Consider the following 24878-nt stretch of genomic DNA (forward strand, 5'->3'; position numbering starts at 1 on the left):
TCTCCTCAGAACAGACCGCTCTGGTTTTTCAATAGCGCTTCCACGTCTTTATCGACTTTGATGTGGATCTCATGTTCGATTTTCACGTTCATGTTGATGGTGATGGGATCTTTAGGTGCCGTGACTTCAATGCGCGGCACGCAGCCGATGCTCAGCAGTCCGGCTGCCAGAACCAGTAGTGCCCTCAGGCTCATGGTGAAGTGTCCTTGTTGGATGGCAAATTCGCATGTTGCTCTAACCAGGATTGCAAATTATCGCCAAAGCGCAGGCTGCGCCAGAGCTGAAACAGGTTTTCCTGATGATGATAGTTGAGATTGACCGTCTGACGACGGTTACTGAACTGGCTGATGCCCTGTACCTGGGCCTCCATGGTGAGGTCGCCAAGATTATCCAGATTGATCGTGGCCCAGCTGCGGGAGACTTCCATATAACGTAACCAGTCCAGCGCGGCGCCCGTCGCCACGTTATTGCGGGTAATCGCATCCGCCATATCTTTATCCAGCCGGAAGGTCAGCGGACCGCTGTTGGCAATCCACCCTTTCTCCACCAGCCAGTGTGGATTATTGAGCCACAGCGGCAGTTCACCGTTGACCTTGCCCGACATGGCAAACTGTTTAGGTTTCAGCGCCGTCACCAGCTCGCTGAGGCTGATATTGCGCAGTGACACCCGGGCTGGATCATGCTGCGGCATGCGCAAAACGGGCAGCGTAATTTGTCCGCCCAGCAGATCAAGGCTGACATCCTGCAACGTCAGTGGCGCCTGTTCGGACCACGGCCAGTTACCCTGCAGGTCAGCGCGAATATTCTGCATCGCAAACTGGTTCTTAACCTCGGCAATGCGCAATGATACCGGGCCATGCTGACCAAACTGCCATTGCTGCTCATGGAATCTGAACGGCAACGAGAAATCGATACCGTTAACCTGGCTGTCAGGCGTCCAGATGCTGCCCTGTTTTACCGTCCAGTGGCCTCCCGCCTGGAAACCCTGCTCACTTGCGGCGGAAAAAGCGACCTGTGCCTGCAAACTGCCGCCCTGGATCTGCATTTTCATGTCGGGGCTGAGCAACGGCTGAAACACCGTCAGCGACTGTGCCGGCCACCAGGCCTGGCCGCGAAGCCGTTCGCCATCCCAGCGGCCATTAACCCGCAGCGGGCCAACCTTGCCCGCTTGTAAAGTGCCTCGCCAGATAAAATAACCGGGATCACGACCTTTCGCCTCAAAGTCGAGCGTGGAGTCTGCCAGATGTCCGCCATAGCTGAAGCGGGTCTCTCCCGCCTGCAGGCGGAAATGCCCATTGAACGCCGGATGCGCCGCATCACGCTGCCAGTTTACTGGTTTAGTCAGTGTCAGACGCGGTTTTGCAACGTTGACACTGCCATACGCCAGCTGATTAAAACCGGTGGACAAGGTATCCAGATGGATCAGGGTGTCGTGCCAGCCGCCCGTGCCTTTAACATCCCAGCGCGCCTGCAGCGGCAGCATCTCGCCATCTCCCCAGTAGCGCCAGTTCCATTCGCCCTTATCGGGCCAGAAATCAGTGGCGCGGCCATCGAGATGCAACCGGAAGCGGCCAAAACTGGCATCGTGCGCATTGAGAATGGCCTGCAGGCGGCCATCAATACCCTGCGAGGAGAGTCGTACGCCCGCCAAAGGCCAGCGCGCTTCGTCCACTTCCAGCGTTGACAGCAACCGGCCCCGCAGGCGGAGCAGCGATTTAGGTTGCAGCACCAGTTGAGGATCGAGCAGCGAGCCGCTGAGCACACCCGGAATCGAGCCATAAAGTTGAAGATCGGCCAGCTTGGTTTCGCCGGTTAGCTGAAACGGCAGGTTGCTGTTGGTCAGGCTGAGGTTGCCGGGACCGACGCCAAGCACCACATTGCCCTTGCCGCCGCGTCCCTGGGTCAGCAGGTTAACGCGACCGCTAATCTGGCTACTTTCAAGGCCCGACTGCCAGTTATCCAGCGTCAGGTTAACAAACCCTGATAGCGGCTGAGCCTCCAGCGGCCAGAAGTATTTGCCCTTTTCAATCCGAATCTGATCGCGGCTGATCTGCCAGGGCAGTCTGAGAAGCGGCCTAGTCACTTCGGCCATCGCCACGCGTAGCTCGCCCTGCTGCTGCTGCCAGTTAAGCGTCAGATGCAGGGGATGCGGCAGTGCGTTCAGCGCCAGCTGTCCGGTCACTTCGCCGTTCACCGGCAGATCAGTGGCAAAGGTGGGTAACGCCAGATGACCACTCAGTGTGACAGGTTCAGGAAGTGCGGGATGGGTGAGCGTCAGGCGACTGATAGCGAGCTGCTGACCGGTCAGCGTTGCCGCCAGTTGCAGATTATCGCCCTGATAACTGAGTTGCTGGCGATCTTTTTCCAGCGTCAGATCCAGCGCGCCCGCATACGTCTGCCACGGCGTAACGATTAATTTGCTCAGATGAACGTCGGCGCCAGGCAGCATTGCCTGCCATTCGGCCAGCGTTTTGGGGGCTGCCGTGCTGTCATCACTGGCCGGTAATTTTTGCAGGCAGGTGCTATCCAGCGTCAGCTCTGACGCATTCAGTTTCCAGCGCGACTGATGCCAGCCCAGCGACACCCCCTTTACCGTTGCCAGGGAGCAATCCCCTGCGAGATAACGAAGTTGTGGCAACCACAGGCCACCCTCCCGCCAGCGCGGTGCGCCCGACAGCTCAATGCGGGTATCTTCAGGTAGCCAGATGCCGACCAGCCGCGGCAGCCATTGCGTTACAGTCAAGATCAGGCCGAGCAGCAGCAGAATCAGCGCCAGAATGGCGGCCAGCCGTCGCCGGAACATCCGTGGCATAAAAGCCATAATCCTTTTCCTTACAGTATCCTGACAACGATGATGGCATGTAATCTGCCAGAGGTGAAGGTCTGCGCCGGACACAAGTCAGCTGTTTCAGCAAAGTCTGTCAGAAAACGTTATCCTTGCTCTATCACCTCTGCAGGAGCACAACGATGAAAATCGCGGTTTACAGCACCAAACATTACGATCAGAAATACCTTGAGCAGGTCAATCAGCAGTTCGGCTTTGAACTGGTGTTTTTTGACTTTTTACTCTCTGAAAGCACCGCCAAAACCGCTGTGGGTTGCGATGCTGTCTGTATCTTTGTAAACGATGACGGCAGTCGCCCGGTGCTGGAAGAGCTGGCCGGGCTGGGTGTGAAATATATCGCGCTGCGCTGTGCCGGTTTCAATAATGTTGATCTGGCTGCTGCAAAAGAGCTGGGTCTGGAGGTGGTGCGCGTGCCCGCCTACTCACCGGAAGCGGTCGCTGAACATACTATCGGCCTGATGATGACCCTGAATCGCCGTATTCATCGCGCTTATCAGCGTACCCGTGACGCAAACTTTTCGCTCGACGGCCTGACCGGTTTCAACATGCATAACAAAACCGCGGGTGTTATCGGTACCGGTAAAATCGGGATCGCGACTATGCGGATTCTGAAAGGTTTTGGTATGCGGCTGCTGGCGTATGATCCCTACCCGAGTGAGCAGGCGCTGGAACTGGGCGCGGAATATGTCGATCTGAAGACGCTGTTTGCTGAATCCCACGTCATTACGCTGCACTGTCCGCTGACGCCGGAGAATCATCATCTGCTCAACGCCGACGCGTTTAAACAGATGCGTGATGGGGTGATGGTTATCAACACCAGTCGTGGTGGTCTGATTGATTCACAGGCGGCGATTGACGCGCTGAAACAGCAGAAAATCGGCGCGCTCGGCATGGATGTTTATGAGAATGAACGTGATCTGTTCTTTGAAGATAAGTCGAATGATGTGATTCAGGACGATGTGTTCCGCCGTCTGTCGGCGTGCCATAACGTGTTGTTCACCGGCCATCAGGCGTTTTTAACCGCCGAAGCGCTGACCGCCATTTCTGAAACGACACTGAATAATCTCAGCCAGCTCGACCGCGGTGAAAACTGCCCGAACCGACTTTCTGCCTGACTGTGCGGGCCGGAGCAATCCGGCCTGATCATCAGCGCGCGCAATTCCCGCCAATTAACGCCTGCTCATCACAGCGACGGCCATTCACTAACTGACACATCCCCACTCTTGAGCCATCCAGCTGATGCGAAAATGCCAGCGTTCCACCCGCATTTGAACAGGTGCTTTCTGCCAGGGAAGACATCACCACCCGTGGCTGGATGTGGGCGGCGGTGGCTTGTTGCGGTGGCTCGTTATCATCACTGTTGCTGCTGCAGGCAGAGAGTAATAACGCGGCACCGGCCAGCAAAAAGGTGGCTGCTTTCATCAGTCGGACTCCGGGAAGTGGGGGAAAAGGCTGGCTCAGCATATGTCAGGCAGCACAACGGGTCGAGAGGTGAAACAGCTTTTTACAAAATTCTTCGGCGTCATTTGCAAGCAGAATTATCTTGTTTACCTGTTATCGCTGAACTGTCACCCTTTTTCAGCCCTTCTTAATTCGGAGTAAAGCCATGTTAATGGATATGTTAATTCGCATAGCGCTGGCCGGTATTCTTGGCGGCCTGATCGGCATGGAGCGCCAGATGCGGGCCAAAGAAGCGGGACTGCGTACCCATATTCTGGTCGGTATCGGTAGTGCGATGTTTATGCTGGTATCGAAATATGGCTTCGCCGATATGCTCAACAGCGAACATGTAGCACTGGATCCCAGCCGTATTGCGGCACAGGTGGTCAGCGGCATGGGTTTCCTTGGCGCGGGCACCATTATGATTCAGAAGCAGGTGGTGAAAGGCTTAACCACGGCGGCGGGATTATGGGTGACTGCGGCGATTGATCTGGTGATTGGTAGCGGCATGTATGAGATAGGCATTTATGGCACGGTGCTGGCGCTGGTGGTGCTGGAGGTCTTCCGCCGCCTGAGCCATTTTCTCATCGGTAAACATCATACGCTGCTGGTTTTCCTTAAGCCCAAAAGTGTGCCGCTGGTGCTGCTGGTCATGCAGCGGGAAGGCATTCGCTACGGCAATGTGACGGTGATTAACCGGGATGAGGAGAGTGGTCTGTGTGAGCTCAGTGTTCAGGTGACGCTGTCCCGCAAATCAAACGATGCTCACCTCTACGATAAGGTCATGGAGATCAAAGGAGTTCAGTCGCTGGAGATGATGTAAATCCCTCTCCATAAAAGCCATTCCTGCTGAACCCAGGCCGGTCAGCGGCAGGACGTTGCAGAAGGGAGTCATCCGAACTCACTGCCTTCTGCCCTCTCCATTAAATTCAACTATTACCAGAATCAGAAAATCATGCAGACTGACCTGAGAGATAGAGCCCGCCGGGAATTAATGTCATAATCCGTGATTGTTTATTAAGGTAACCATTTATCCGGGGAAAAATGCGCCAGAACTCTGACCATCGTGACGATACCCTGTCCGCTTCTGCACGTAAAAGTAGCTGGCCGGTATTGAGCATGTTTATCTTTACGCTGATTGCGGGCGCTGTGGCTATCATGATGATCCTGGATCATCGTAATTCCGTGAATAATGCGCTTGAGACCGGACAATGTCTGGCGGTGGAAGGCGCTGAAAGTTTGCTGGAAATGCTCAGACACTTTTTACATCATGCCTATCGCTGGATTTTTAAAGCCTGTGGCTAGCAATACTAAATTCAGTGCTGCAGAAAATGCAGTAATCCGTGTCGGTTTACCAGCAACAAAACGCCGCAATACATAACTGCAACATAGCAGAGTAAAAAGAGTATCAGCGTCAATATAAATCGAACACCATAATTTTTTATATCGTGCGTGTTTTCCTGATGCCTCATAGACTTTAAACTTTTCTCCGTCCTTATTCACATATATAGCCAGCAATTTAACGGTTTGTTACGCCGCCTGCATTGCCATGATGTGCGAAACGATAAAGTCACAGCAGGTCTCTCAGGAAAAACGCGTATAAGCGTAAAAATTAAAGCGACTCTCTTTAACTTTCATATTCATTTTAATGGCTTTTATTTTACCAATATTACATTGAAAGCCACGGTTTTGGCCATGGAGATATGGGTAAGTAAAATCGTTTCAGATTTAACGGGACACAAAAAAAGCTGATATTTGTGCAATTCAGGTGTTCTTAATTATAACCCGGCAGTGTCAACGCACATTCAACAGCAAGGTTTTTCAGATTCAGCCGATAATGAAATTAACAGTACATCATGATATTTAACTCCCTGCGAATTTATCGCAACAATTCAAATAGAGTTTTCAGATCAGATAAGCATAAACAGAACTCCGTTTAGGCATGATTGATTAATAGCGGTGCATGCTCTTTTTTTTGCTTAGTGGTCGCTCTGATGAAATCTCTGTTAATTATCTCAATCATTTTTATGACTGCGGGGTGTGCGGCAAATAAAGAGAATGCGCGGGCTGATGCTTACCAGGCATCACCGCCATCCTGTTCTGCGCACAATGATGAAATCGATTGCCAGTGGAAAGATGTGCCAGCCAGCTGACATCGCATAGTTGAACTCTGTTCGTGTTGTTTCATCCCACAGTTTTTGGGCAATGGCCTGGTAAGGCCTGCCCTCTTTGCTTCATTGAGTACCGCCGCATCGATTTACGTCGCTGCCCCCCTTAACGGGCAGCCTCTGCCGGATTCGCCGGGCGGCTATCCGCTGATTACTTCACTCCAGTACTGGCATTCGCGGCAACAATCCGTACCATACGCTGCATATTCGTGACACCGCAGTGAAGTGTCTGGCTGAACGCGCACGGCAATTTGCCCTTTAGCTACGCTTTCTGGATTTTGAGATAGGTAAAAATGCAAGATAATCAAACGGTTGACAAGAAAGAACAGTACAACCTCAATAAACTGCAAAAACGTCTGCGTCGTAACGTCGGCGAAGCCATTGCAGATTTTAATATGATTGAAGAAGGCGACCGCATCATGGTATGCCTGTCGGGCGGCAAAGACAGCTACACCATGCTGGAAATTTTGCGCAGTCTGCAAAAAAGCGCGCCGGTCAACTTCAGTCTGATTGCCGTTAACCTCGACCAGAAACAGCCGGGCTTCCCTGAGCATATCCTGCCGGAATATCTTGAGTCGCAGGGCGTTGAGTATCGGATTATCGAAGAAGATACCTACTCCATCGTCAAAGATAAGATCCCGGAAGGCAAAACCACCTGCTCACTCTGCTCGCGCCTGCGTCGTGGCATCCTCTATCGCGTCGCGACCGAGCTGGGCTGTACTAAAATTGCGCTGGGCCACCATCGCGATGACATTCTGCAGACGCTGTTCCTGAACATGTTTTACGGCGGAAAAATGAAAGGCATGCCGCCAAAGCTGATGAGCGACGATGGCAAGCAGATTGTGATCCGTCCGCTGGCTTACTGCCGTGAGAAAGATATCATCCGCTTCTCAGAAGCGCGTCAGTTCCCGATTATTCCGTGTAACCTCTGCGGTTCTCAGCCTAACCTGCAGCGTCAGGTGGTGGCCGATATGCTGCGAGACTGGGATAAGCGCTATCCTGGCCGTATCGAAACCATGTTTAGCGCGATGCAGAATGTGGTGCCGTCACATATGGCGGATATCAACCTGTTCGATTTTAAAGGCATTAAGCATGGCGATGCGGTGGTTGATGGCGGAGACCTCGCCTTTGACCGGGAAAGCCTGCCGCTACAGCCTGTTGGCTGGCGGGCTGATGAAGAGGATGCCCCGGATACCAGCGCGCGTCTGGATGTGATTCAGATTAAATAAGTGCTGGACAGATTAAGGGCGTGCTGCTGGCAGCACGCCCTTTTTTATATGTTGCGGTGCGGTGGTGGATCCATTATCGGTGGAAACTCCGGATCTGTCGGCGGATCAGGCTGGGGTTGTGGCTGAGGAATCGGCTCAGGAATCGGGGTCGGATCCGTGGGGATCGGCTCGCTGTTAAAAATCGCGCTCATGCCGTACTCCTTTTGTTGCGAATGGATTTTAAGCTTAGGTAAGGAACGGCGTTACAGCCAGGCGGGCAAAAAAAAAGCCGGCACACGGGCCGGCATGTTTCGAATTAAATGTGCTATGCATTAATTCTAAATTAGGAAGTAAGACAATATGGAGCGCAACGCCCATCGCTTGACGTTGCATTCACCTGCGGGAGAGAGTTTGCGTCAGCAGCGACAATGGGTTCTTGATGTCGATCAGCTTTTGCGTCCTTTACGGGATTTTCAGCGCAGATAACCGATACGCTACACATAACGTCAGAGCCAGCGCCGTTTGCGCAGGTACCCCGCTACCCCGACGGCCAGTGCCACCAGCAGCAGACAGAAGATAGAGAAACCGTATCGCCATTCGCCGCCCGGAATACCGCCCAGGTTGACGCCAAACAAGCCGGTCAGGAAGGTAGCTGGCAGAAAAATCATCGCCATCAGTGACATGGTATAGGTACGACGGTTCATCGACTCCGCCATCGCAGAAGCAACCTCATCAGCCAGAATCGCGGTACGCGCCACGCCCGCATCCAGATCATCCAGCCCGCGTCCCAGCCGATCGGCAATTTCCTGCATCCGGCGCCGTTCGCTGTCATCCATCCAGGCCAGTTTTTCACTGGCCAGCCGCGCATAGACATCCCGCTGCGGTGCCATATACCGCCGCATCACAATCAGCTGTTTGCGCAGCAGGCCGAGTTCGCCTCGTGCCGGCATCCGCTGGTCAAGCAGCGCATCTTCCAGCTCAATGATTTTGTCATGTAAATCTTCGATAAATTCGCTGGTGTGATCGGTCAGGGCATCACAGACATCGACCAGCCAGCTGCCGCAGTCAATCGGGCCATTACCATTCTGCAAATCCGTAAGGACTTCATCGACGGCAGAAACTTTACGCCGCCGGGTCGAGACGATGAGTTTATCGTTGATAAACACCCGCATCACCACCAGTTGGTCGCGACGCGCATCGCTGTTGTGGTTGACGCTGCGCAGCACGATCATAAAGCCGTCGCCCAGCCGGCTGACGCGTGGACGCATACTGTCGCCTGCTAAGGCGTCTCGCACGGCATCAGGGATTTGTGGCGTCGACTGCAGCCACTCCGCGCTCTTACGGTGGGTATAGTTCAGATGGAGCCAGCAGGGCTGCTCACACTGGATGACTTCATCTTCAGCAATCGGGATCATCCCGCCCTTGCCATCCAGCTGGCAGGAAATTATGGCATCTGAAACCTGTAACGCTTTTCCTTCAATTACGTCCACACCATCGCCTCACCACTAAAATCAATACGATACAGTCTAGCGTGACGGTGTTGAGTTGCAATCTCCGGGCTGTGTAGAAAGATGTCAGAGGGTGGCCGGTTGACCGGCCACCTGCACTCAGTGCTTTTCAATCCAAAGTTCACGACTATAGGCGACATCTTCAGGGTTAGTGATGGGATAGCCTTTAACCCAGGGCTTAATCAGGCGGCCATTGGTGTACTGATAGATGGGGGCGATCGGAGCCTGCTCAGCCAGGATCTGCTCGGCACGGTTGTAATCGCTGTTACGTACCTGATCGCTGGTCTCCCGGCTGGCTTTGGCGATAACCGCATCATAATCCGCGTTGTTAAAGCGCGCGATGTTGCTGCTGTTGCCCGACGTCAGCAGATTCAGGAAGGTGGAGGGTTCATTGTAGTCACCGACCCACGAGGCGCGTATCACATCGAAGTTTCCGCTGTTACGGCTGTCGATATAGGTTTTCCACTCCTGGTTCTCCAGCGTGACATCCACACCCAGGTTCTTTTTCCACATCGAGGCCACAGCAATCGCAATCTTCTGGTGGCTCTCAGAGGTGTTATAGAGCAGTTTGAGTTTCAGCGGCTTGCCGGGACCGTAACCGGCAGCAGCGAGCAGCGATTTGGCCTGTGCATTCAGGCTGTTCTGATCGTGCTGTTGCATAAATGTGGGCAATGGCTTAAAGCCTGCTGTCACATCTGGCGTAAAGTGCCACGCCGGTTTCTCACCGGTGCCCAGCACTTTTTCAGCAATCACTTTCCGATCGATAGACCAGGAGAGCGCTTTGCGAACCCGCACATCGGCCGTCGGCCCTTTCTGCGTGTTAAACGCGTAGTAGTAGGTGCCTAACTGGTCAGGTGTGTACACCTCTCCGGGCAGGGTTTTCTTCAGTAGCGCATACATGTTTTTAGGGAAGGATTCGGTGATATCAATATCGTTGGATCGATAACGTTTAGTGGCGCTCGACTCTTCATTAATCGGCACGAAAGTCACTTTCGTCAGCACCGAATGCGCATCATCCCAGTAGTGAGGATTACGTGTCAGTACGATTTTTTCGTTTACTACGCGTTCGCTGAGCTGATAAGCCCCGTTGCCCACCAGTTTGCCGGGTGACGTCCAGCTGTCACCCTGTTGCGCAATAATTTTCTGCGGCACCGGAAAAAGCGCCACGTTAGCCACCAGCGCCGGGAACCACGGCACCGGACGATCCAGCGTCACCTTAAGCTGGTTTTTACTCTGTGCGACCACCCCCAGCTTGTCGGGCGTCATTTCGCCTTTGGTAATCGCTGCCGCATTCTGAATACCGCTTAAGCCCGCGAACCAGGCAAAGGCTGAACTGTTTTTCGGATCGACCAGCCGCTGCCAGCTGTAGACAAAATCCTGAGCCGTGACCGGATCACCGTTCGACCAGCGCGCGTTATTACGCAGCGTAAAGACCCAGGTTTTGTTATCGCTGCTGCTCCAGCTCTGCGCCACGCCCGGCACGATTTTGCCCTGTGCATCCTGATTGGTCAGCCCTTCAAACAGATCGCGTATCACCTGAATTTCAGGCAGTCCTACCGCTTTAAGCGGATCGAGCGAAGAGGGTTCATCTTTAATATGGCGAACGATCTGCTGCTGTTCAGCCAGCTGTGCGCCAGCGGGTGGATTCGCCGCGATGGCGGGTGTGATGATGCTGCTCAGGCTGATTGCTGCCAGCGTCATGCGAAAGGTCTTGACCATTATCACTCCTTTACCCCAAAGAAGCGCTGCATCAGTCTGTTGCCGATGCAACTTGTGCAGGGCACTTTAGCGCAAATGGCTGACAGATAAATAGCTATTTTCCGCACACGGCTTTTCCGCTACTTTTAGTAAAACCCTTTGAGGAAATAACTATGTCGCCACTCCATCCACGTCCCCTGCGCGGCAAACTGGACGTCCCCTATCAGCAGTATGGCCGCTCAGTGCTGGGTGCGCCGCTGCTCTGGTTTCCGGCGCCGCTGGGCGATCCCGAGAGCGGGTTGATTCTGGCGGGTACCCACGGTGATGAGAATGCGGCCATCGCCACCCTCTCCGCCGCATTACGGACGCTGCCTGATGGAATGCGGCGGCACCACGTGGTGTTAGCGGTCAATCCTGATGGCTGTCAGCTCGGACTGCGCGCGAACGCAAACGGCGTCGATCTCAACCGCAACTTTCCGGCGGCGAACTGGCAGTCAGGCGAGACGGTGTATCGCTGGAACAGCGCTGCCGATGATCGTGATGTGGCGCTCTCGACCGGCACTCATCCGGCTTCTGAACCGGAAACCCAGGCGCTCTGTGCGCTGATTCATCAGCTGAAACCACGCTGGATCGTCTCATGGCATGAACCGCTGGGCTGTATTGACGACCCGCATCAGGCAGAGATTGGGGGCTGGCTGGCCAGCCACACCGGCCTTCCGCGGGTCAGTAGCGTTGGTTATGACACGCCAGGCTCATTCGGCAGCTGGTGTAAAGATCTCAGTCTGCCCTGCGTGACTGCTGAAATGCCGGTGATTTCAGTGGATGAAGCCACTGAAACCTACCTGGAGATGATGGTTAATCTGCTGCGCTGGCAGCAATGATCAGCTGACCGTTGCGCACTTTAATCGCCGGTTCTGCATCTACCGCCAGCCAGGTCGGCCCGTCGAGATCGGCAAAGCGGGTCTGCGGCACCAGCGGCAGTGCGGCGCGTATCGCCCGCGAGGTGCAGAGCATGCAGCCGAGCATTACCGCAAAACCCTGCTGCTGAGCCGCATCGGCCAGTGCCAGCGCCTCGGTCAGCCCGCCCGCTTTATCCAGCTTGATGTTGATCATCTCATAACGACCTCGCAGCGCCGCCAGACTTTCGCGGGTGTGACAGCTCTCATCGGCGCAGATCGGTAATGGATGGATAAAGTTCTCCAGCGCCGCATCCTCACCCGCTGGCAGGGGCTGTTCCAGCATCGCCACATTGATGTCCGCCAGCAGCTGACAGCGCGCCGCCAGACCTTCGGCGTGCCAGGATTCATTGGCATCCACAATCAGGGTCGCGTCCGGCACGGCGGCGCGAATCGCCATCAGCCGTTCGGTAATGAAATTATTATCCAGCTTAATCTTCAACAGGGTTGCACCATGCTGCCACAGCGCCAGCGCACTGCTGGCCATTGCCTCGGGGGTATCAATGCTGACGGTCTGCGCGGTCACCACATCCTCAGGTGCGGTCACGCCGCTAAGCTGCCAGAGGCTGCTCTGCTGCTGGTGTGCGGCGAGATCCCACAGTGCGCTGTCAATGGCGTTGCGCGCAGCCCCGGCGGGCAGCGCCTGTTGTAACGCCTCGCGCGTCATGCCTTGTTGCAGCGCGGGCAGCAGCGCGGCGATTTGCGCCAGCACCGAGGCCTCGCTTTCACCATAGCGCGCATAAGGCGTCGCTTCGCCAACGCCTTTTACTCCGTCTTCCTCAATTTCCACCACCACCACTTTGACTTCAGTCCGGGTTCCACGGGCAATGACAAACGGCGTATGCAACGGCCAGGCTTCGGGATAACTTTTTACCGTTCTCATTTCCACTCCACAATGTGCGACGCAGTGGCAGACCGCCACGTTAAATTCCACAATTGAACTCGTAAACCCTTAACATTTATGTCATAAACAACGGCTATCTTTAGCCGTTTTGTGTCAGATCTTTTTTATCATTAAAAGGAATCACTATGTCTCAGACTGTTCATTTTCAGGGTAACGCCGTACCGGTTGCGGGTCAGTTTCCTCAGGCTGGCGATAAAGCCAAAGCTTTCACGCTGGTAGCGAAAAACCTGGTCAACGTCGCGCTCTCTGAGTATGCAGGAAAACGCAAAATTCTGAACATTTTCCCGAGCGTAGATACCGGTGTCTGTGCTTCATCGGTGCGCAAATTCAATCAGGCCGCGAGCGAACTGAATAACACCGTGGTGTTATGCATCTCTGCCGATCTGCCGTTTGCCCAGTCGCGATTCTGTGGCGCAGAAAACCTGAACAACGTGGTGACGTTGTCGACCCTGCGCGGCTCAGAGTTTAAATATGATTATGGCGTGGAAATTGCCGATGGTGCGCTGGAAGGTCTGACCGCACGTGCCGTAATTGTGCTGGATGAGAACGATAAAGTGATCTACAGCCAGCTGGTTGATGAAATCACCACTGAGCCAGATTATGACGCTGCGCTGACCGCGCTGAAGTAATAAAAAAAGCGGATAACCAGGTTATCCGCTTCTCATCTTCTGTTTGCCGTTTACTCGCTTTCGGTGCGCTTCTGCCCCAGACCATACTCCCGCAATTTATTAGCAATCGCCGTATGCGACACACCAAGCCGTTTTGCCAGTTTTCGGGTGCTGGGATAGGAGAGATAGAGCCGCGTCAGAATCGACCGTTCGAAACGACTGGTGATCTGATCCAGCGTCCCTTCCAGCGCCTCATCGCCCAGTGACACATCCAGAGCCTGTTCAGGCAACACGATATCCTGCGGACGCAGTTCGTAACCTTCCAGTTGGGTTAACGCCCGATAAAGCGCATTTTTCAGCTGACGCACGTTGCCAGGCCAGGCGTAGCGGGTCAGAAAAGCGTTAAGCTGCGGTGAGAGTCGCGGACGCGCCATCCCCTGCTCATCCGCAAAGCGGGCAACAAACATCTCGGTCAGCGGCAGAATATCCTGCGGGCGATCGCGCAGAGGCGGCAGTTGCAGCGTCAGCACATTGAGCCGGTAAAAGAGATCCTCGCGGAACTCCCCGCGCTGCACCAGTTCAATCAGGTTTTTCTGCGTAGCGCAGATTACCCGCACATTGACATGCACTTCATGCTCTTCACCGACGCGGCGGAAGGTGCCATCATTGAGAAAACGCAGCAGCTTGGTCTGCATTCTCGGCGACATCTCACCAATCTCATCCAGCAGCACAGAGCCGCCATTAGCCTGCTCAAAAAAGCCCTTCTTGCCTTCCAGCGCATTCGGATAGGCTCCGGCGGCATGACCAAACAGCTCGCTTTCGGCGACGTCGTCGGGCAGAGAGGCACAGTTCAGCGCCAGGAAGGGATTCCTGCCACGGGCACTGCGCAGATGGCAGGCGCGTGCCAGCATATCTTTCCCGGTGCCGGTGTCGCCAACAATCAGTAAAGGCGCATCGAGCATCGCCAGTTTACGCGCCTGATCCACCACCTGACGCATCTTCGGCGTGACAGCAATGATATGGTCAAACTCCGATTCATCGGTGACCACCAGATTCTGCAACTGACGACCCATGCGGGCTGTCGACTTCAGCATCACCATCGCTCCCACCGGCCTGTCGTTCTGACCCTCTTCGCCCGGCAGATAAATAGGACGCGCTTCCATCAGAAAATCGCGGCCCTCAATGACCACATGCTGCGCCTGCGCTTCAACCCGATCGCTCTCCAGCCAGCGCATGAAGTTGAAGCCGTTAATCAGATTACCGGCGCTGAAGTTGCGCATCTTCTCTTCATCGAGATTAAACAGGTTCTGTGCGGCCGGATTAGCCAGTTCAACCTTGCTTTTCAGATCGATGGAGAAAACCGGATCCGGCATCGCCACCAGCAGCGCGCTCAGCGCACGATGCTCGCGTTCAGAGGGCATGTACGCTACCGTGCGCACATCTGTTACGCCCGGTGTACGCCGGATTTCAGCCATCAGATTGCTGAAGGCGTCAAATTCCAGTGCAGAAAAGTTCAGGTAGATGCGGCCCAGCGCCGTGATTTCGATACCGCGTAAATCAATGTTGCGTGCCACCAGCAGATCGAGCAGTTCACGCGTCAGACCGAGTCGGTCCTGACAGAACACTTCCAGACGCATTGCGTTCGCCTTAATCAGGTTCAGATAAGACAATAATACGCTAAGTCGCGCACCTGCAGAAAGGGATCTGTCAGGAAAAGTTGACAGCTCCGGCGCGTATGGCGGACTTTTGTACTGCCCTGCTGAATCATACGAGCCGCCACTGATTGTCAGCCTTTGTCAGCACCAGACTGTTGATTGCTGGCGGATTGCTGTATATTTTTCCCAACCGATTAGAAATGATTATAAAATGCTGACTTTCTTCGCAAAATATCTGACTGTGGGTCTGGTAAATACCCTGATTCATTGGGTGACCTTTTTTATCTGCCTCAGTCTGGGGCTGTTCCAGTCGACCGCGAACCTGATTGCTTTTTGCCTGGCCGTTACCTTCTCTTTCTTTGTTAATGCGCGATGGACATTTAAACAGCAGGCGACAGCGTGGCGATATATTCTTTACGTCTTTTTTATGGGCGCGATGGCATTCAGCGTCGGTTATCTGGCTGATCGATTCGGCCTCTATCCGATTATTACGCTGATCACCTCATCGGCTATCAGTCTGGCGTGTGGCTTTCTTTTTTCCCGCTTTATCGTATTTAAAGGAGAATAATGAAAATCTCTCTGGTGGTACCGGTATTTAATGAAGAGGAGGTCATCCCTCTTTTTTATGACGCGGTCAGAAAATATGAAGCGCTGGCAGCATGGCAGGTTGAGATTGTTTTTGTTGATGATGGCAGCACAGATGCAACGCATGCGCTGATTACCCAACTGAGTCAGAGCGATCCGCTGGTACGTAGCCTGTCGTTTATTCGTAATTTCGGCAAGGAACCCGCGCTGTTTGCCGGCCTGGAAGCCGCAACCGGCGATGCCGTTATCCCGATAGATGTGGACTTACAGGACCCCATCACTGTTATCCCTGAGATGATCAGCAAGTGGCTGGCGGGTGCTGATATTGTTCTTGCCAAGCGGATGGACAGAAGTGCCGATGGCCACCTCAAACGCAAAACCGCCCGCTGGTTTTACAAACTGCATAACAGCATCAGCCATCCGCAGATAGAAGAGAATGTCGGTGATTTCCGTCTGATGTCGCGTGAAGTCGTCGAAAATATTAAGCTGCTGCCCGAGAAGAATCTCTTTATGAAGGGGATTCTGAGCTGGGTCGGCGGAAAGACTGATATCGTGGAATATGTGCGTACTGAGCGGATCGCGGGCCATAGTAAATTCGGCGGCTGGAAGCTGTGGAATCTTGCGCTGGAGGGACTGACCTCATTCTCTACGGTTCCACTTCGCATCTGGTCATATCTGGGTTTTCTGGTGGCCTCGCTAGCTTTTCTATATGGACTCTGGATGATCCTGGATAAGCTGCTGTTTGGTAACCCGGTGCCAGGCTATCCCTCTATTCTGGTTTCCGTGCTGTTTCTTGGTGGCGTTCAGCTTATTGGGATTGGCGTGCTGGGTGAATATATCGGTCGCATTTACATGGAAACCAAGAATCGTCCTCGCTATATTTTGCGAAAATCCGCGCCGAAAAAAATTAACTCCCCTCAGAATACCGACTAAATGCCCACTCAGGGGCAGAGAAGATGGACAGATTAATAAGGATGACAGATGATCGCCACTGATACCGGCATAACCCGCCGTCAGGTCTTTTTGCTTTTTGTGACAGTTTTCCTGATTGCTTACAGTCCTGCTTATTTAACCCATTATGCCTACACCGATGACTGGACAAACCTCTACTGGGCTAATTTTGACAAGCTGAGTATTTTAAACTGGGACACGTTATCCGGCAGGCCGGTATATGGCATTATTCAGTACAGCGCCTCTTTTCTGGTGGAAAGCGTAGAACGCCTGGCGCTGCTGCGTTCTGTCGCAATTGTTCTGCTCATCTTTACCGGATACTACATCTATACCCTGTGTCAGAAATATGCGCTGCTGGAGAATCAGGCTCAGCGGATCACCTTTGCGTTATTGCTTAGTCTGCTGCCCTCCTTCCAGGTTTATATTGCATGGGCATCCTGCTTTCCCTATATCGCTGCAATTCTGCTGGCAGGTGCCAGCTACCGCTTCTCGATAAAACCGGGCATCACAGGTCGCATTATAGCGGTCTGCCTGCTGACCATAGCCTTCTGTCTTTATCAACCGGCAGCGATGAGCTTTACCTTCTTTGCCGCACTGGATTTGTGCCTTTCAGAGCGAAAAATCGATAAGAAGCGTGCGGTAATCTCTCTGATGGTGCTGGGCGCAGGAATGTTCGCAGCGCTCATTGCCTCGAAGGTACTGCCTGTCCAGATTTATGGTCATTCGCTGCCGCGTTCCGCATTCAGCTACGACGTCCCGGTTAAACTGAAATGGTTTTTCAGCGAATACCTTAAGAACGTAATCTGCAACTTTGACCTCGGCGCAAAATCCGTGTCGGTGATCATCTCATCGATCATTATTGGCTTTGGGCTTAAGAAAATTAAAGCAGCAGGCAACGACAAATTTTATCTGATGTTTATCTTACTGCTGATTGCCGCTCTGCCTAATCTGATTGTCAGTGAAAGTATGGCGGCCTACCGAACCCTGATTGCCGGTGCGCTGATCACCACCAGCGCGTTTATCCTGGGCCTGTTTGAAATCAGCAAAAAGTTAAAATGGAAAAAAACCTTTTATGCACTGCTGGTGATAGCTGCCGCCTCGCTGTCGATAAGCCACCTGATTAATGGCTACTCGGTGCCCGCCCGCAAAGAATTTGCCCTGCTTGAGCAGGCAATCACTCAGCAGGTACCTAAAGATTTTCAGGGTGCGCTCTATTATCGGCTGACCGGCGAGTATCTGCCGAAAGTTGCGACGTTAAGAAAATATGACGACTTCGGCGGACTGGGGTTAAGCATGTCATGGACATTTGCCGGGATGGCGCATTTTATCAGGGAGAAAAATGGAATGGCCTACACGCTGCCAGCGGATCCGGTGATCACTGATGAGTCGGGCTGTCCGGGTGAGTGTCTGGTCATCGACTCCCGACAGGTGCTGCGTCAGGCACACTAATGAATAAAGGCGGCAATGCCGCCTTTAATTTGTCACGAGCGCGTCAGGCTGACTTATTGCCGCCCTTCTGCAACGCCTCTTTTAACTGGCCCAGCAGCTCACGACGGAAATCGCCGAGCCGTGGTTTATCCTGATCCAGCCACGGCAGTGGACGGCACAGCTCCATCGCTTTGATGCCCAGCCTTGCGGTCAGCAAACCTGCGCCAATGCCCTGCGCGGCGCGCGTGGAAAGCCGGGCGGCGATATCCTGCGACATCCAGTCCATACCCACTTCCCGCACCAGTTCGGAAGCTCCGGCAAAGGCCATATTGAGCAGCACCAGTCGGAACAGCCGGATGCGGCTGAAGTAGCCTAGCTCAATGCCGTAAATAGCCGCGATGCGATTGACCAGCCGCAGATTACGCCAGGCGATAAACGCCATATCCACCAGCGCCAGCGGGCTGACCGCAATCATCAGCGTGGCTTCTGCAGCATGACGGCTGATTTCGCGCCGCGCCTGCCGATCCAGCACCGGCTGCACCAGTTGCGCATATAAGCGGACAATTTCACTGTCATTGTGGGTTTCGTGCAGCGAGGCATGCCAGCGCTGCAGGGCCGGATGCGCCTGATCCAGCTCTGCCTGCTGCGCCAGTTTTTCGCAGAATGCCCGGCCTTTGCCGATACCATGACTGTGCAGCAGCTCACGGCCCACATCCCGCTCCTCGGCGCGCTGACGCAGCTGATAGAGACGACGCCACTCGGTAGTCAGCGCACCCACACCCGCCAGGACGATCAGACCACCCGCCACGCCGCTACCCAGCAAAAACCAGTCGCGGGCCAGCCAGGCGTCATGTGTCCACTGGACACCCTGTGCAATCACGCTGACGCCAAACAGCAGCACGCCAGCGGTCACCAGTTTGCGCCACAGGCTGCGCTTAGGTTTCAGCGCAGCTTCCACCGCCCGTTCACCAGCGCCCTCCTCTTCGACAGCGACTTCTTCATCCTGCACCGCCAGAAACGCCGCCTGCGCTTCCGCTTCAAAAGTCTGCGCCGGGCGCAGCGGCGTGGCGCTGCTCTCATCCAGCGGACGGGCAAAATCGATACGCGGCTTCAGCGGATCACTCATCGCAATTTATCTCCCAATAAAAATTCCAGCGCGGCATCCATGCGGATATGTGGCAGCGGGCGATCGACATCAAGCTGCTGCGGCCGGAACTGTTCAAACTGAAAACCCTGCTGCTGCCAGAAGGCATTACCGGGCAGACGCGGCGGGACTTCGCCCGGATAGACGGTGAGCGGCTCACCATCATCCAGCCGGTTTCCGCGCAGGGCCGGGATCTTCTCGCCGCGGTGATCGACCAGCCCGCTCTGCGTCGCCTGAACTGACGCCAGCCCGATGCAATCCATGCTAATCCCTTCAAACGCCGCATTCTGCCAGGCATCCTGCACCAGTTGCTGCAGCAGTGACACCATATTGCCGTGCTGATCGCTGGTGATGTGATCCGCCTTAGTGGCGGCAAACAGCAATTTGTCGATTACCGGTGAAAAGAGCCGCCGAAACAGGGTTCGCTGACCGTAATGAAAACTCTGCATCAGCTGCGTCAGTGCCAGCCGCATATCGTTAAACGCCTGGGGTCCGCTATTAAGCGGTTGCAGGCAGTCAACCAGCACAATCTGGCGGTCAAAGCGCAGAAAATGATTTTTATAGAAACCTTTCACCACATGCTGACAGTAGTAGTTAAACCGCTGCTGCAGCATGCTGAAGTTACTGCCCTTGTCCGCCTGCGCCAGCTTAGTAAGTTGCGTTTCATCAGCCGTCGGCCAGGGGAAAAACTGCAGCGCGGGGGCGCCTGCCATATCGCCAGGCAGCACGAAGCGACCGGGCTGAATAAAGTGTAAGCCTTCAGATTTGCAGCGATGCAGATAGTCGGTCCAGGCAGCGGCAATCTCTGCCAGCTGGGTTTCATCGGCGGGTGCAAGCGGGTCGAGTTTTTCGCAGAGGGTACGCCAGGGCTTTGCCCACTCAGCCCGATCGCCCTGCAGCAGACCGTTCATCTGCCGGGACCAGGCGAGATAATCCTGCGCCAGCATCGGCAGATCCAGCAGCCATTCGCCGGGATAGTCGACAATCTCCAGATAGAGTGTCGCGGTCTCTTTCAGGTGACGCAGCAGCGAATCATTGGGACGATAACGCAGCGCCAGACGCATTTCGCTGACGCCGCGTGTGGGGGTGGGCCAGGCAGGCGGCGTGCTATAGAGCTGTGCCAGCCCTTCGTCATAGGTGAAACGGGCCGTGCCCATGTCACGCTGGGGCACCCGCTTTACGCCTAACAGGCGCTCATCCCGCACCACGGAAAACAGCGGCAAACGCGCGCCGCTGTGAACGGTTAAAAGCTGATTAACCAGTGAGGTGATGAAGGCGGTTTTGCCGCTGCGGCTTAATCCGGTTACCGCCAGCCGCAGGTGGCGATCAACGCCACGGTTCATCAACGCCATCAATTCAGTTTGCAGTCTTTTCATCTTTCTCCCTGATGAAGCGCGATGCCACCCGGTTCATCACGCGTTTCAGCAATGGCTCAAGCGCCACAGCCAGCAGCAGACGTAACGGGCGTCGCGCTACCGATTTCACTGCCCAGCCAGTGACACCGGCGGGACCGTAGGTAACAGCATTAATAATGATGAATTTAGCGGCCGACTTCAATGCAGGTGCCGCGCGGTGGCGAAAAGCAGTGGATCGCGAAAAAGACATCAACACCTCCATTGAGTGAGCGAACGGGCCTGAGACAGGCCCGGCAATAACAGTAGCAGAATCAAATCTGGCGGAAGCGGCTGCGCACGCTGAAGGTTTCAGACGTCACATAGCGTTCCAGGTCGCGCACGCTGCGCTCATCCCGTTGCAGGGTGCTCTCCAGCTGATCCAGCAGTTCACTGGCGCTGGGCTGGCGCTCAGTCCGGGAGGCAGAGGCGGGTTTCACATCCAGCACAAAACCCAGCACAAAGTAGGCGATCACCGTAAAGAGAAACAGGCCAAAGAACAGTGATAACACCACGATGACACGCAGCAGACGAACCGGAATATCGAGATACTCTGCCAGGCCTGCGCAGACACCCATAAATTTCCCTTCGTCTGGCTTGCGCCACAACTTGCGTCCTTTAATCATGGCTGCCTCCAGTTGGGATGTTCGGCGTCCAGAATCGCTTCCAGCGCGTCAATACGTTCGCGCATCCGCTGCGCGTCCTGGGTCACGCGCTGCAGGCGCTGGATTTCGCTTTGCGACAGTTCCGAACCGCCGTTGCGTTTGTTGTTGTAATGCAGCCATAACCAGATCGGTGCGACAAACAACACGAAGATCGTTAACGGTATGGCGAAAAAAAGTGCGCTCATTGACTCTCCTTAATCACTTATCGCAACGTCGATGATTACTCACTGCGGTTCATTTTGGCTTTCAGCGCATTAAGCTGCTGGCTGATTTCATCGTCCGCTTTCAGGTCAGTAAACTCCTGGTCCAGCGTTTTTGGTTTACCAAAACCGTGGCTTTCTGCTTCCGCTTCCATATGGTCGATACGACGTTCAAAAGATTCAAACCGTGCCATTGCTTCGTCGATCTTACCGCTGTCCAGCTGACGACGAACATCGCGTGATGAAGAGGCCGCCTGATGACGCAGCGTTAACGCCTGCTGACGGGCACGTGTCTCACTCAGTTTTTTCTCCAGCTCGCTGATTTCGCCTTTCATGCGCTCCAGCGTCTCTTCAACATGGCCCACTTCCTGTTTCAGAGAGGCGATAAGATCGGTGAGTTTCTGTTTTTCAATCAGCGCGGAACGGGCCAGATCATCTTTATCTTTGCGCAGCGCCAGCTCCGCTTTTTCCTGCCACTCAGCCTGCTGAATCTCCGCCTGCTCAATACGGCGTGACAACTGTTTCTTTTCAGCCAGTGCTCGTGCAGAGGTGGAGCGCACTTCAACTAAGGTGTCTTCCATTTCCTGAATCATCAGCCGGACCAGTTTCTGCGGATCTTCCGCACGCTCCAGCAGGGAATTAATGTTGGCATTAACGATGTCGGCGAAACGAGAAAAAATACCCATAATGATGTTCCTCTTTTAATGTTTTAAAACGTGAAGTCCTGCTGAGTTAATACAAAATGCGTGCCAATTTTATAATTTATTGATTTTTATAACATTTTAAATTTTACAGCCCTTCCCGCTTGTTTTAAGATAGTCAAAATGATTAAGGGATGGCGAAATTCATCATGACAGGCACTAGCGATAATCTCCTGGGGGAGTCGAACAATTTTCTTGAGGTGCTGGAGCAGGTTTCCAAACTGGCTCCCCTAGAGAAACCGGTACTGGTGATTGGCGAGCGTGGAACGGGCAAAGAGCTGATCGCCAGCCGACTGCACTATCTCTCTGACCGCTGGCAGGGGCCGTTTATCTCGCTGAACTGTGCCGCGCTGAATGAAAATCTGCTCGATTCTGAACTGTTTGGTCATGAGGCTGGCGCCTTTACCGGCGCGCAGAAGCGCCATCTTGGCCGTTTTGAACGTGCTGACGGCGGCACGCTGTTTCTGGATGAGCTGGCAACGGCACCGATGCTGGTTCAGGAAAAGCTGCTCAGGGTTATTGAATATGGACAGCTGGAGCGGGTCGGCGGCAATCACTCCCTGCAGGTAAATGTGCGGCTGGTCTGTGCGACCAACGAAGACCTGCCTTCGCTGGCGGCAGCGGGAAAATTCCGCGCCGATCTGCTGGATCGTCTGGCCTTTGATGTGGTGCAGTTACCGCCACTGCGCGAACGACGCAGCGATATACTGGTGATGGCCGAGCATTTCGCTATCCAGATGTGTCGCGAGCTTGGTCTGTTACTGTTTCCCGGCTTTACCCCACGGGCGCAGCAGGCTCTGCTTGATTACCACTGGCCCGGCAACGTTCGCGAACTTAAAAACGTGGTGGAGCGCTCGGTCTATCGTCATAACAGCAGCGAGCAGCCTCTGGATAATGTCATTATCAACCCGTTTGCTTCACGCCCTGAACCGATTGCTGTCATCCGGACCAGTCATGACGCGGATAGCAGCACGTTGCCTGCCCTGCCGCTGGATCTGCGTCAATGGCAGAATCAGCAGGAGCGGGATCTGGTGGAAGCCAGCCTGCAGCAGGCACGTTATAACCAACGCCGTGCGGCTGGCTTATTAGGTGTCACCTATCATCAGTTGCGCGCAATGATGAAGAAGCACGATATAAAAGCAGAGAGTTAATTAACGCCACCCCAACCTATGATTTTTTCCCGGCCTTATGAATTAACAACCCGGTATAAACCGGGCTGTTTTTCACGTTGAGCCGCCTGTCCATTACGAGTTGGGCGACTTAGTCCCCATTTTTTCAGGTTGCCGGATAGCAGGAACCAGACCGACGCCAGCGGTAGCCATCACCACGGCCAGTGCTGACATCAGCAATACAGCACTCATACCAAAGTGTGTTGCCAGCGGACCCGCGACAAGTTGTCCAAAGGGAATGGCGATAAAGGAACCCATCGCATCATAAGCATACACGCGAGCCAGTTTATCCGGTGGGATATGAGTCTGTAATGAGTGCGCCCAGGTTACGCCGAACAGGCCCAATGACATGCCAGCAATGAAGAACCCCACTATCAGCAGTGCTGCTGGCGCATTCTGGCTCAGCATAAATATTGGGAGTGCGCAAAGACCCGCCAGCATCGCGCCAATCAGAAGGTCACGACGTGGATGCCATTTCATGGCCAGAAATGAACCTGCAATTAAACCTACGCTATGAGCAGCCACAATAATTCCCCATCGCGCCCGCCCGAAAGAGGCGTCGGCAATCATCGGGCCAAATACCTCTACAATTCCATTGAACGCGACGTTGATAATGGCGAACTGAAGGACTATCGACCAAATCCAGCTTCGCCCGGCGAACTCTGCCCATCCCTCTTTGATATCGAGCAGGATATTGCCTTGCGAAGCCGCGGCTTTATTCGATTTCACACGGATCAGGAAATAGAGCGGCGCGGAAACAGCAAAACCCAGCGCATCAATTGCCAGCCCCCAGCCCGGCCCGACAGCGCTGGTGATAATTCCCCCCAGCGATGCCCCCATCACCGTACCGCCATAAATCCCCAGCTGGATTAATGCGTTAGCCTGACGCAAATTCGTTGCTGGAACCACCTGCGGAACCAGCGCAGACGATGCAGGCAGCGCGATGCCTGCCGCCGCACCATTCAGGGCACCCAGCAAAGTCAGGCTAATTACAGTTGCTGAGCCATCGAGTACAGACCAGGCGACGATAGCCTGTGAAACAGCGGCAACCACTGCCGATGAAACTAATACCCGACTGCGTGAGTAGCGATCGGCGACAACACCGCCCACCAGCAGGAAAAGCACGTTACACAGTGAACGGGACGCAACCACTATCCCTAAATCAGAAGCAGACCCGCCAATATCCAGTACCGCAAAAGCCAGCGCAATGGGTGCAATCCCATTGCCCAGCACGGTGAACAGGCGTCCAAAAAAGAGATAGCGAAAGGATGTATGCTGAAAAGCCTGAACGTTTTTTTGGAATTTATTCATTGCCAGGAAGTGGGTGACCAGAAGATGAGCTTATAGTACCTGCGTTTTTGTAATAGTTAAGTGCGGTTTAATTCAGGACCCGCTTAGCTAAACGGGAGGCCAGCAGAGATAACATCATCATTAACTCACTTTTCTCTCCCGTTTTTTCATCGCCACACCGCATTCAAAGCGCCGGCTCTTTCAGCAGCTTTCCCTTCCCCGTCCAGGCAGGCATGCCACTCTGCATAAGCCAAAAAAAGCCCGCCAAAAGGCGGGCAACAATACTGGAAGCAATGTGAGCAATGTCGTGCTCTTCTACGGCAGAGCCACCGTCGAAGCGCAGATGAATAATAATCATTCTTAT

At 54.2% G+C, this 24878-nt stretch carries 25 protein-coding genes; 10 read left to right on the top strand and 15 right to left on the bottom strand.

Annotation, left to right across the window (positions count from 1 at the left end):
* Window positions 1-5: 5 nt before the first annotated feature.
* Window positions 6-194 (bottom strand): YnbE family lipoprotein, encoded by a 189-nt coding sequence (locus tag FOV68_RS02000; RefSeq protein WP_009090058.1) that lies wholly within the window; start codon window positions 192-194, stop codon window positions 6-8.
* A complete protein-coding gene (locus FOV68_RS02005; protein WP_143990242.1) occupies window positions 191-2821 on the bottom strand; it encodes a YdbH family protein in 2631 nt (876 codons plus the stop codon). The genes FOV68_RS02000 and FOV68_RS02005 overlap by 4 nt, the downstream gene beginning before the upstream one ends.
* Before the next feature lie 146 nt (window positions 2822-2967).
* Between FOV68_RS02005 and FOV68_RS02010 the strand changes: the two genes are divergently transcribed.
* The gene (locus FOV68_RS02010) at window positions 2968-3960 is read left to right on the top strand and encodes a 2-hydroxyacid dehydrogenase (RefSeq protein WP_010244644.1); all 993 of its coding nucleotides are present in this window, start codon (window positions 2968-2970) and stop codon (window positions 3958-3960) included.
* Between the two features lie 31 nt (window positions 3961-3991).
* On the opposite strand, the gene FOV68_RS02015 is transcribed toward FOV68_RS02010, so the two are convergent.
* A complete protein-coding gene (locus tag FOV68_RS02015) occupies window positions 3992-4267 on the bottom strand; it encodes a DUF333 domain-containing protein (RefSeq protein ID WP_003853763.1) in 276 nt (91 codons plus the stop codon).
* A gap of 184 nt (window positions 4268-4451) precedes the next feature.
* On the opposite strand from FOV68_RS02015, the gene FOV68_RS02020 reads away from it, so the two are divergent.
* The 3 genes from FOV68_RS02020 (at window position 4452) to ttcA (ending at window position 7682) form a co-directional block, all read left to right on the top strand.
* Window positions 4452-5108: an MgtC/SapB family protein gene (locus FOV68_RS02020; protein ID WP_143990243.1), complete on the top strand. Its 657-nt coding sequence runs from the start codon at window positions 4452-4454 to the stop codon at window positions 5106-5108.
* A 221-nt stretch (window positions 5109-5329) separates the two neighbouring features.
* Entirely contained in the window at window positions 5330-5590 is a 261-nt protein-coding gene (locus FOV68_RS02025; RefSeq protein ID WP_064704284.1) for a hypothetical protein, read from the top strand.
* Window positions 5591-6746: 1156 nt separating this feature from the next.
* Window positions 6747-7682, top strand: a complete 936-nt coding sequence (ttcA, locus tag FOV68_RS02030; protein WP_039386354.1) for a tRNA 2-thiocytidine(32) synthetase TtcA — start codon at window positions 6747-6749, stop codon at window positions 7680-7682.
* Between the two features lie 485 nt (window positions 7683-8167).
* On the opposite strand, the gene zntB is transcribed toward ttcA, so the two are convergent.
* Window positions 8168-9151, bottom strand: coding sequence for a zinc transporter ZntB (gene zntB, locus FOV68_RS02035; protein ID WP_064704283.1), 984 nt, complete (start codon window positions 9149-9151; stop codon window positions 8168-8170).
* A gap of 117 nt (window positions 9152-9268) precedes the next feature.
* On the bottom strand, window positions 9269-10888 hold the full coding sequence (locus tag FOV68_RS02040; protein ID WP_143990244.1) for an ABC transporter substrate-binding protein: 1620 nt from the start codon (window positions 10886-10888) through the stop codon (window positions 9269-9271).
* A gap of 152 nt (window positions 10889-11040) precedes the next feature.
* On the opposite strand from FOV68_RS02040, the gene mpaA reads away from it, so the two are divergent.
* Complete coding sequence (gene mpaA / locus FOV68_RS02045; RefSeq protein WP_033757784.1) at window positions 11041-11748, top strand: murein tripeptide amidase MpaA; 708 nt, start codon at window positions 11041-11043, stop codon at window positions 11746-11748.
* On the opposite strand, the gene ycjG is transcribed toward mpaA, so the two are convergent.
* Window positions 11723-12706 carry an L-Ala-D/L-Glu epimerase gene (gene ycjG, locus FOV68_RS02050; RefSeq protein ID WP_143990245.1) on the bottom strand — a complete coding sequence of 328 codons (984 nt, stop codon included), beginning with the start codon at window positions 12704-12706 and terminating at the stop codon, window positions 11723-11725. The two genes, mpaA and ycjG, sit on opposite strands and share 26 nt — an antisense overlap.
* 146 nt (window positions 12707-12852) lie before the next feature.
* Here ycjG and tpx point away from each other — a divergent pair, with 146 nt between their 5' ends.
* Window positions 12853-13356, top strand: coding sequence for a thiol peroxidase (gene tpx / locus FOV68_RS02055; RefSeq protein WP_010244619.1), 504 nt, complete (start codon window positions 12853-12855; stop codon window positions 13354-13356).
* 50 nt (window positions 13357-13406) lie between these two features.
* Here the strand turns inward: tpx and tyrR are convergent, their stop codons facing one another.
* On the bottom strand, window positions 13407-14972 hold the full coding sequence (tyrR, locus tag FOV68_RS02060) for a transcriptional regulator TyrR (RefSeq protein WP_143990246.1): 1566 nt from the start codon (window positions 14970-14972) through the stop codon (window positions 13407-13409).
* Between the two features lie 229 nt (window positions 14973-15201).
* On the opposite strand from tyrR, the gene FOV68_RS02065 reads away from it, so the two are divergent.
* From FOV68_RS02065 to FOV68_RS02075, 3 genes are read left to right on the top strand one after another with little or no spacing between them, the layout of a single operon-like run.
* On the top strand, window positions 15202-15558 hold the full coding sequence (locus FOV68_RS02065) for a GtrA family protein (protein ID WP_039386343.1): 357 nt from the start codon (window positions 15202-15204) through the stop codon (window positions 15556-15558).
* Window positions 15558-16508 carry a glycosyltransferase family 2 protein gene (locus FOV68_RS02070; RefSeq protein ID WP_022625598.1) on the top strand — a complete coding sequence of 317 codons (951 nt, stop codon included), beginning with the start codon at window positions 15558-15560 and terminating at the stop codon, window positions 16506-16508. Before FOV68_RS02065 ends, FOV68_RS02070 begins: the two co-directional genes overlap by 1 nt.
* Before the next feature lie 48 nt (window positions 16509-16556).
* Window positions 16557-17975, top strand: coding sequence for a hypothetical protein (locus FOV68_RS02075; RefSeq protein WP_143990247.1), 1419 nt, complete (start codon window positions 16557-16559; stop codon window positions 17973-17975).
* A gap of 43 nt (window positions 17976-18018) precedes the next feature.
* Here FOV68_RS02075 and FOV68_RS02080 read toward each other — a convergent pair whose 3' ends face one another.
* From FOV68_RS02080 to pspA, 6 genes are all read right to left on the bottom strand, one after another.
* Entirely contained in the window at window positions 18019-19080 is a 1062-nt protein-coding gene (locus FOV68_RS02080; RefSeq protein WP_143990248.1) for a YcjF family protein, read from the bottom strand.
* Window positions 19077-20474, bottom strand: coding sequence for a YcjX family protein (locus FOV68_RS02085; protein WP_069026332.1), 1398 nt, complete (start codon window positions 20472-20474; stop codon window positions 19077-19079). Before FOV68_RS02085 ends, FOV68_RS02080 begins: the two co-directional genes overlap by 4 nt.
* Window positions 20455-20703, bottom strand: coding sequence for a phage shock protein PspD (gene pspD, locus FOV68_RS02090; RefSeq protein ID WP_010670225.1), 249 nt, complete (start codon window positions 20701-20703; stop codon window positions 20455-20457). The genes FOV68_RS02085 and pspD overlap by 20 nt, the downstream gene beginning before the upstream one ends.
* Window positions 20704-20764: 61 nt before the next feature.
* The gene (gene pspC / locus FOV68_RS02095) at window positions 20765-21115 is read right to left on the bottom strand and encodes an envelope stress response membrane protein PspC (RefSeq protein ID WP_039386333.1); all 351 of its coding nucleotides are present in this window, start codon (window positions 21113-21115) and stop codon (window positions 20765-20767) included.
* Complete coding sequence (pspB, locus tag FOV68_RS02100; protein WP_010244592.1) at window positions 21112-21339, bottom strand: envelope stress response membrane protein PspB; 228 nt, start codon at window positions 21337-21339, stop codon at window positions 21112-21114. Before pspB ends, pspC begins: the two co-directional genes overlap by 4 nt.
* A 35-nt stretch (window positions 21340-21374) precedes the next feature.
* Window positions 21375-22040 (bottom strand): phage shock protein PspA, encoded by a 666-nt coding sequence (gene pspA / locus FOV68_RS02105; RefSeq protein ID WP_031591548.1) that lies wholly within the window; start codon window positions 22038-22040, stop codon window positions 21375-21377.
* A 164-nt stretch (window positions 22041-22204) separates the two neighbouring features.
* On the opposite strand from pspA, the gene pspF reads away from it, so the two are divergent.
* Window positions 22205-23206, top strand: coding sequence for a phage shock protein operon transcriptional activator (gene pspF, locus FOV68_RS02110; RefSeq protein ID WP_143990249.1), 1002 nt, complete (start codon window positions 22205-22207; stop codon window positions 23204-23206).
* Between the two features lie 93 nt (window positions 23207-23299).
* On the opposite strand, the gene FOV68_RS02115 is transcribed toward pspF, so the two are convergent.
* Both FOV68_RS02115 and FOV68_RS02120 read right to left on the bottom strand, forming a co-directional pair.
* Window positions 23300-24535, bottom strand: coding sequence for an MFS transporter (locus FOV68_RS02115; protein ID WP_143990250.1), 1236 nt, complete (start codon window positions 24533-24535; stop codon window positions 23300-23302).
* Window positions 24536-24698: 163 nt separating this feature from the next.
* A complete protein-coding gene (locus FOV68_RS02120) occupies window positions 24699-24872 on the bottom strand; it encodes a hypothetical protein (RefSeq protein WP_162828786.1) in 174 nt (57 codons plus the stop codon).
* Between the last annotated feature and the right edge of the window lie 6 nt (window positions 24873-24878).

The sequence above is a fragment of the Pantoea sp. paga genome (genome assembly GCF_007558755.1).
Classification (GTDB): domain Bacteria; phylum Pseudomonadota; class Gammaproteobacteria; order Enterobacterales; family Enterobacteriaceae; genus Pantoea; species Pantoea agglomerans.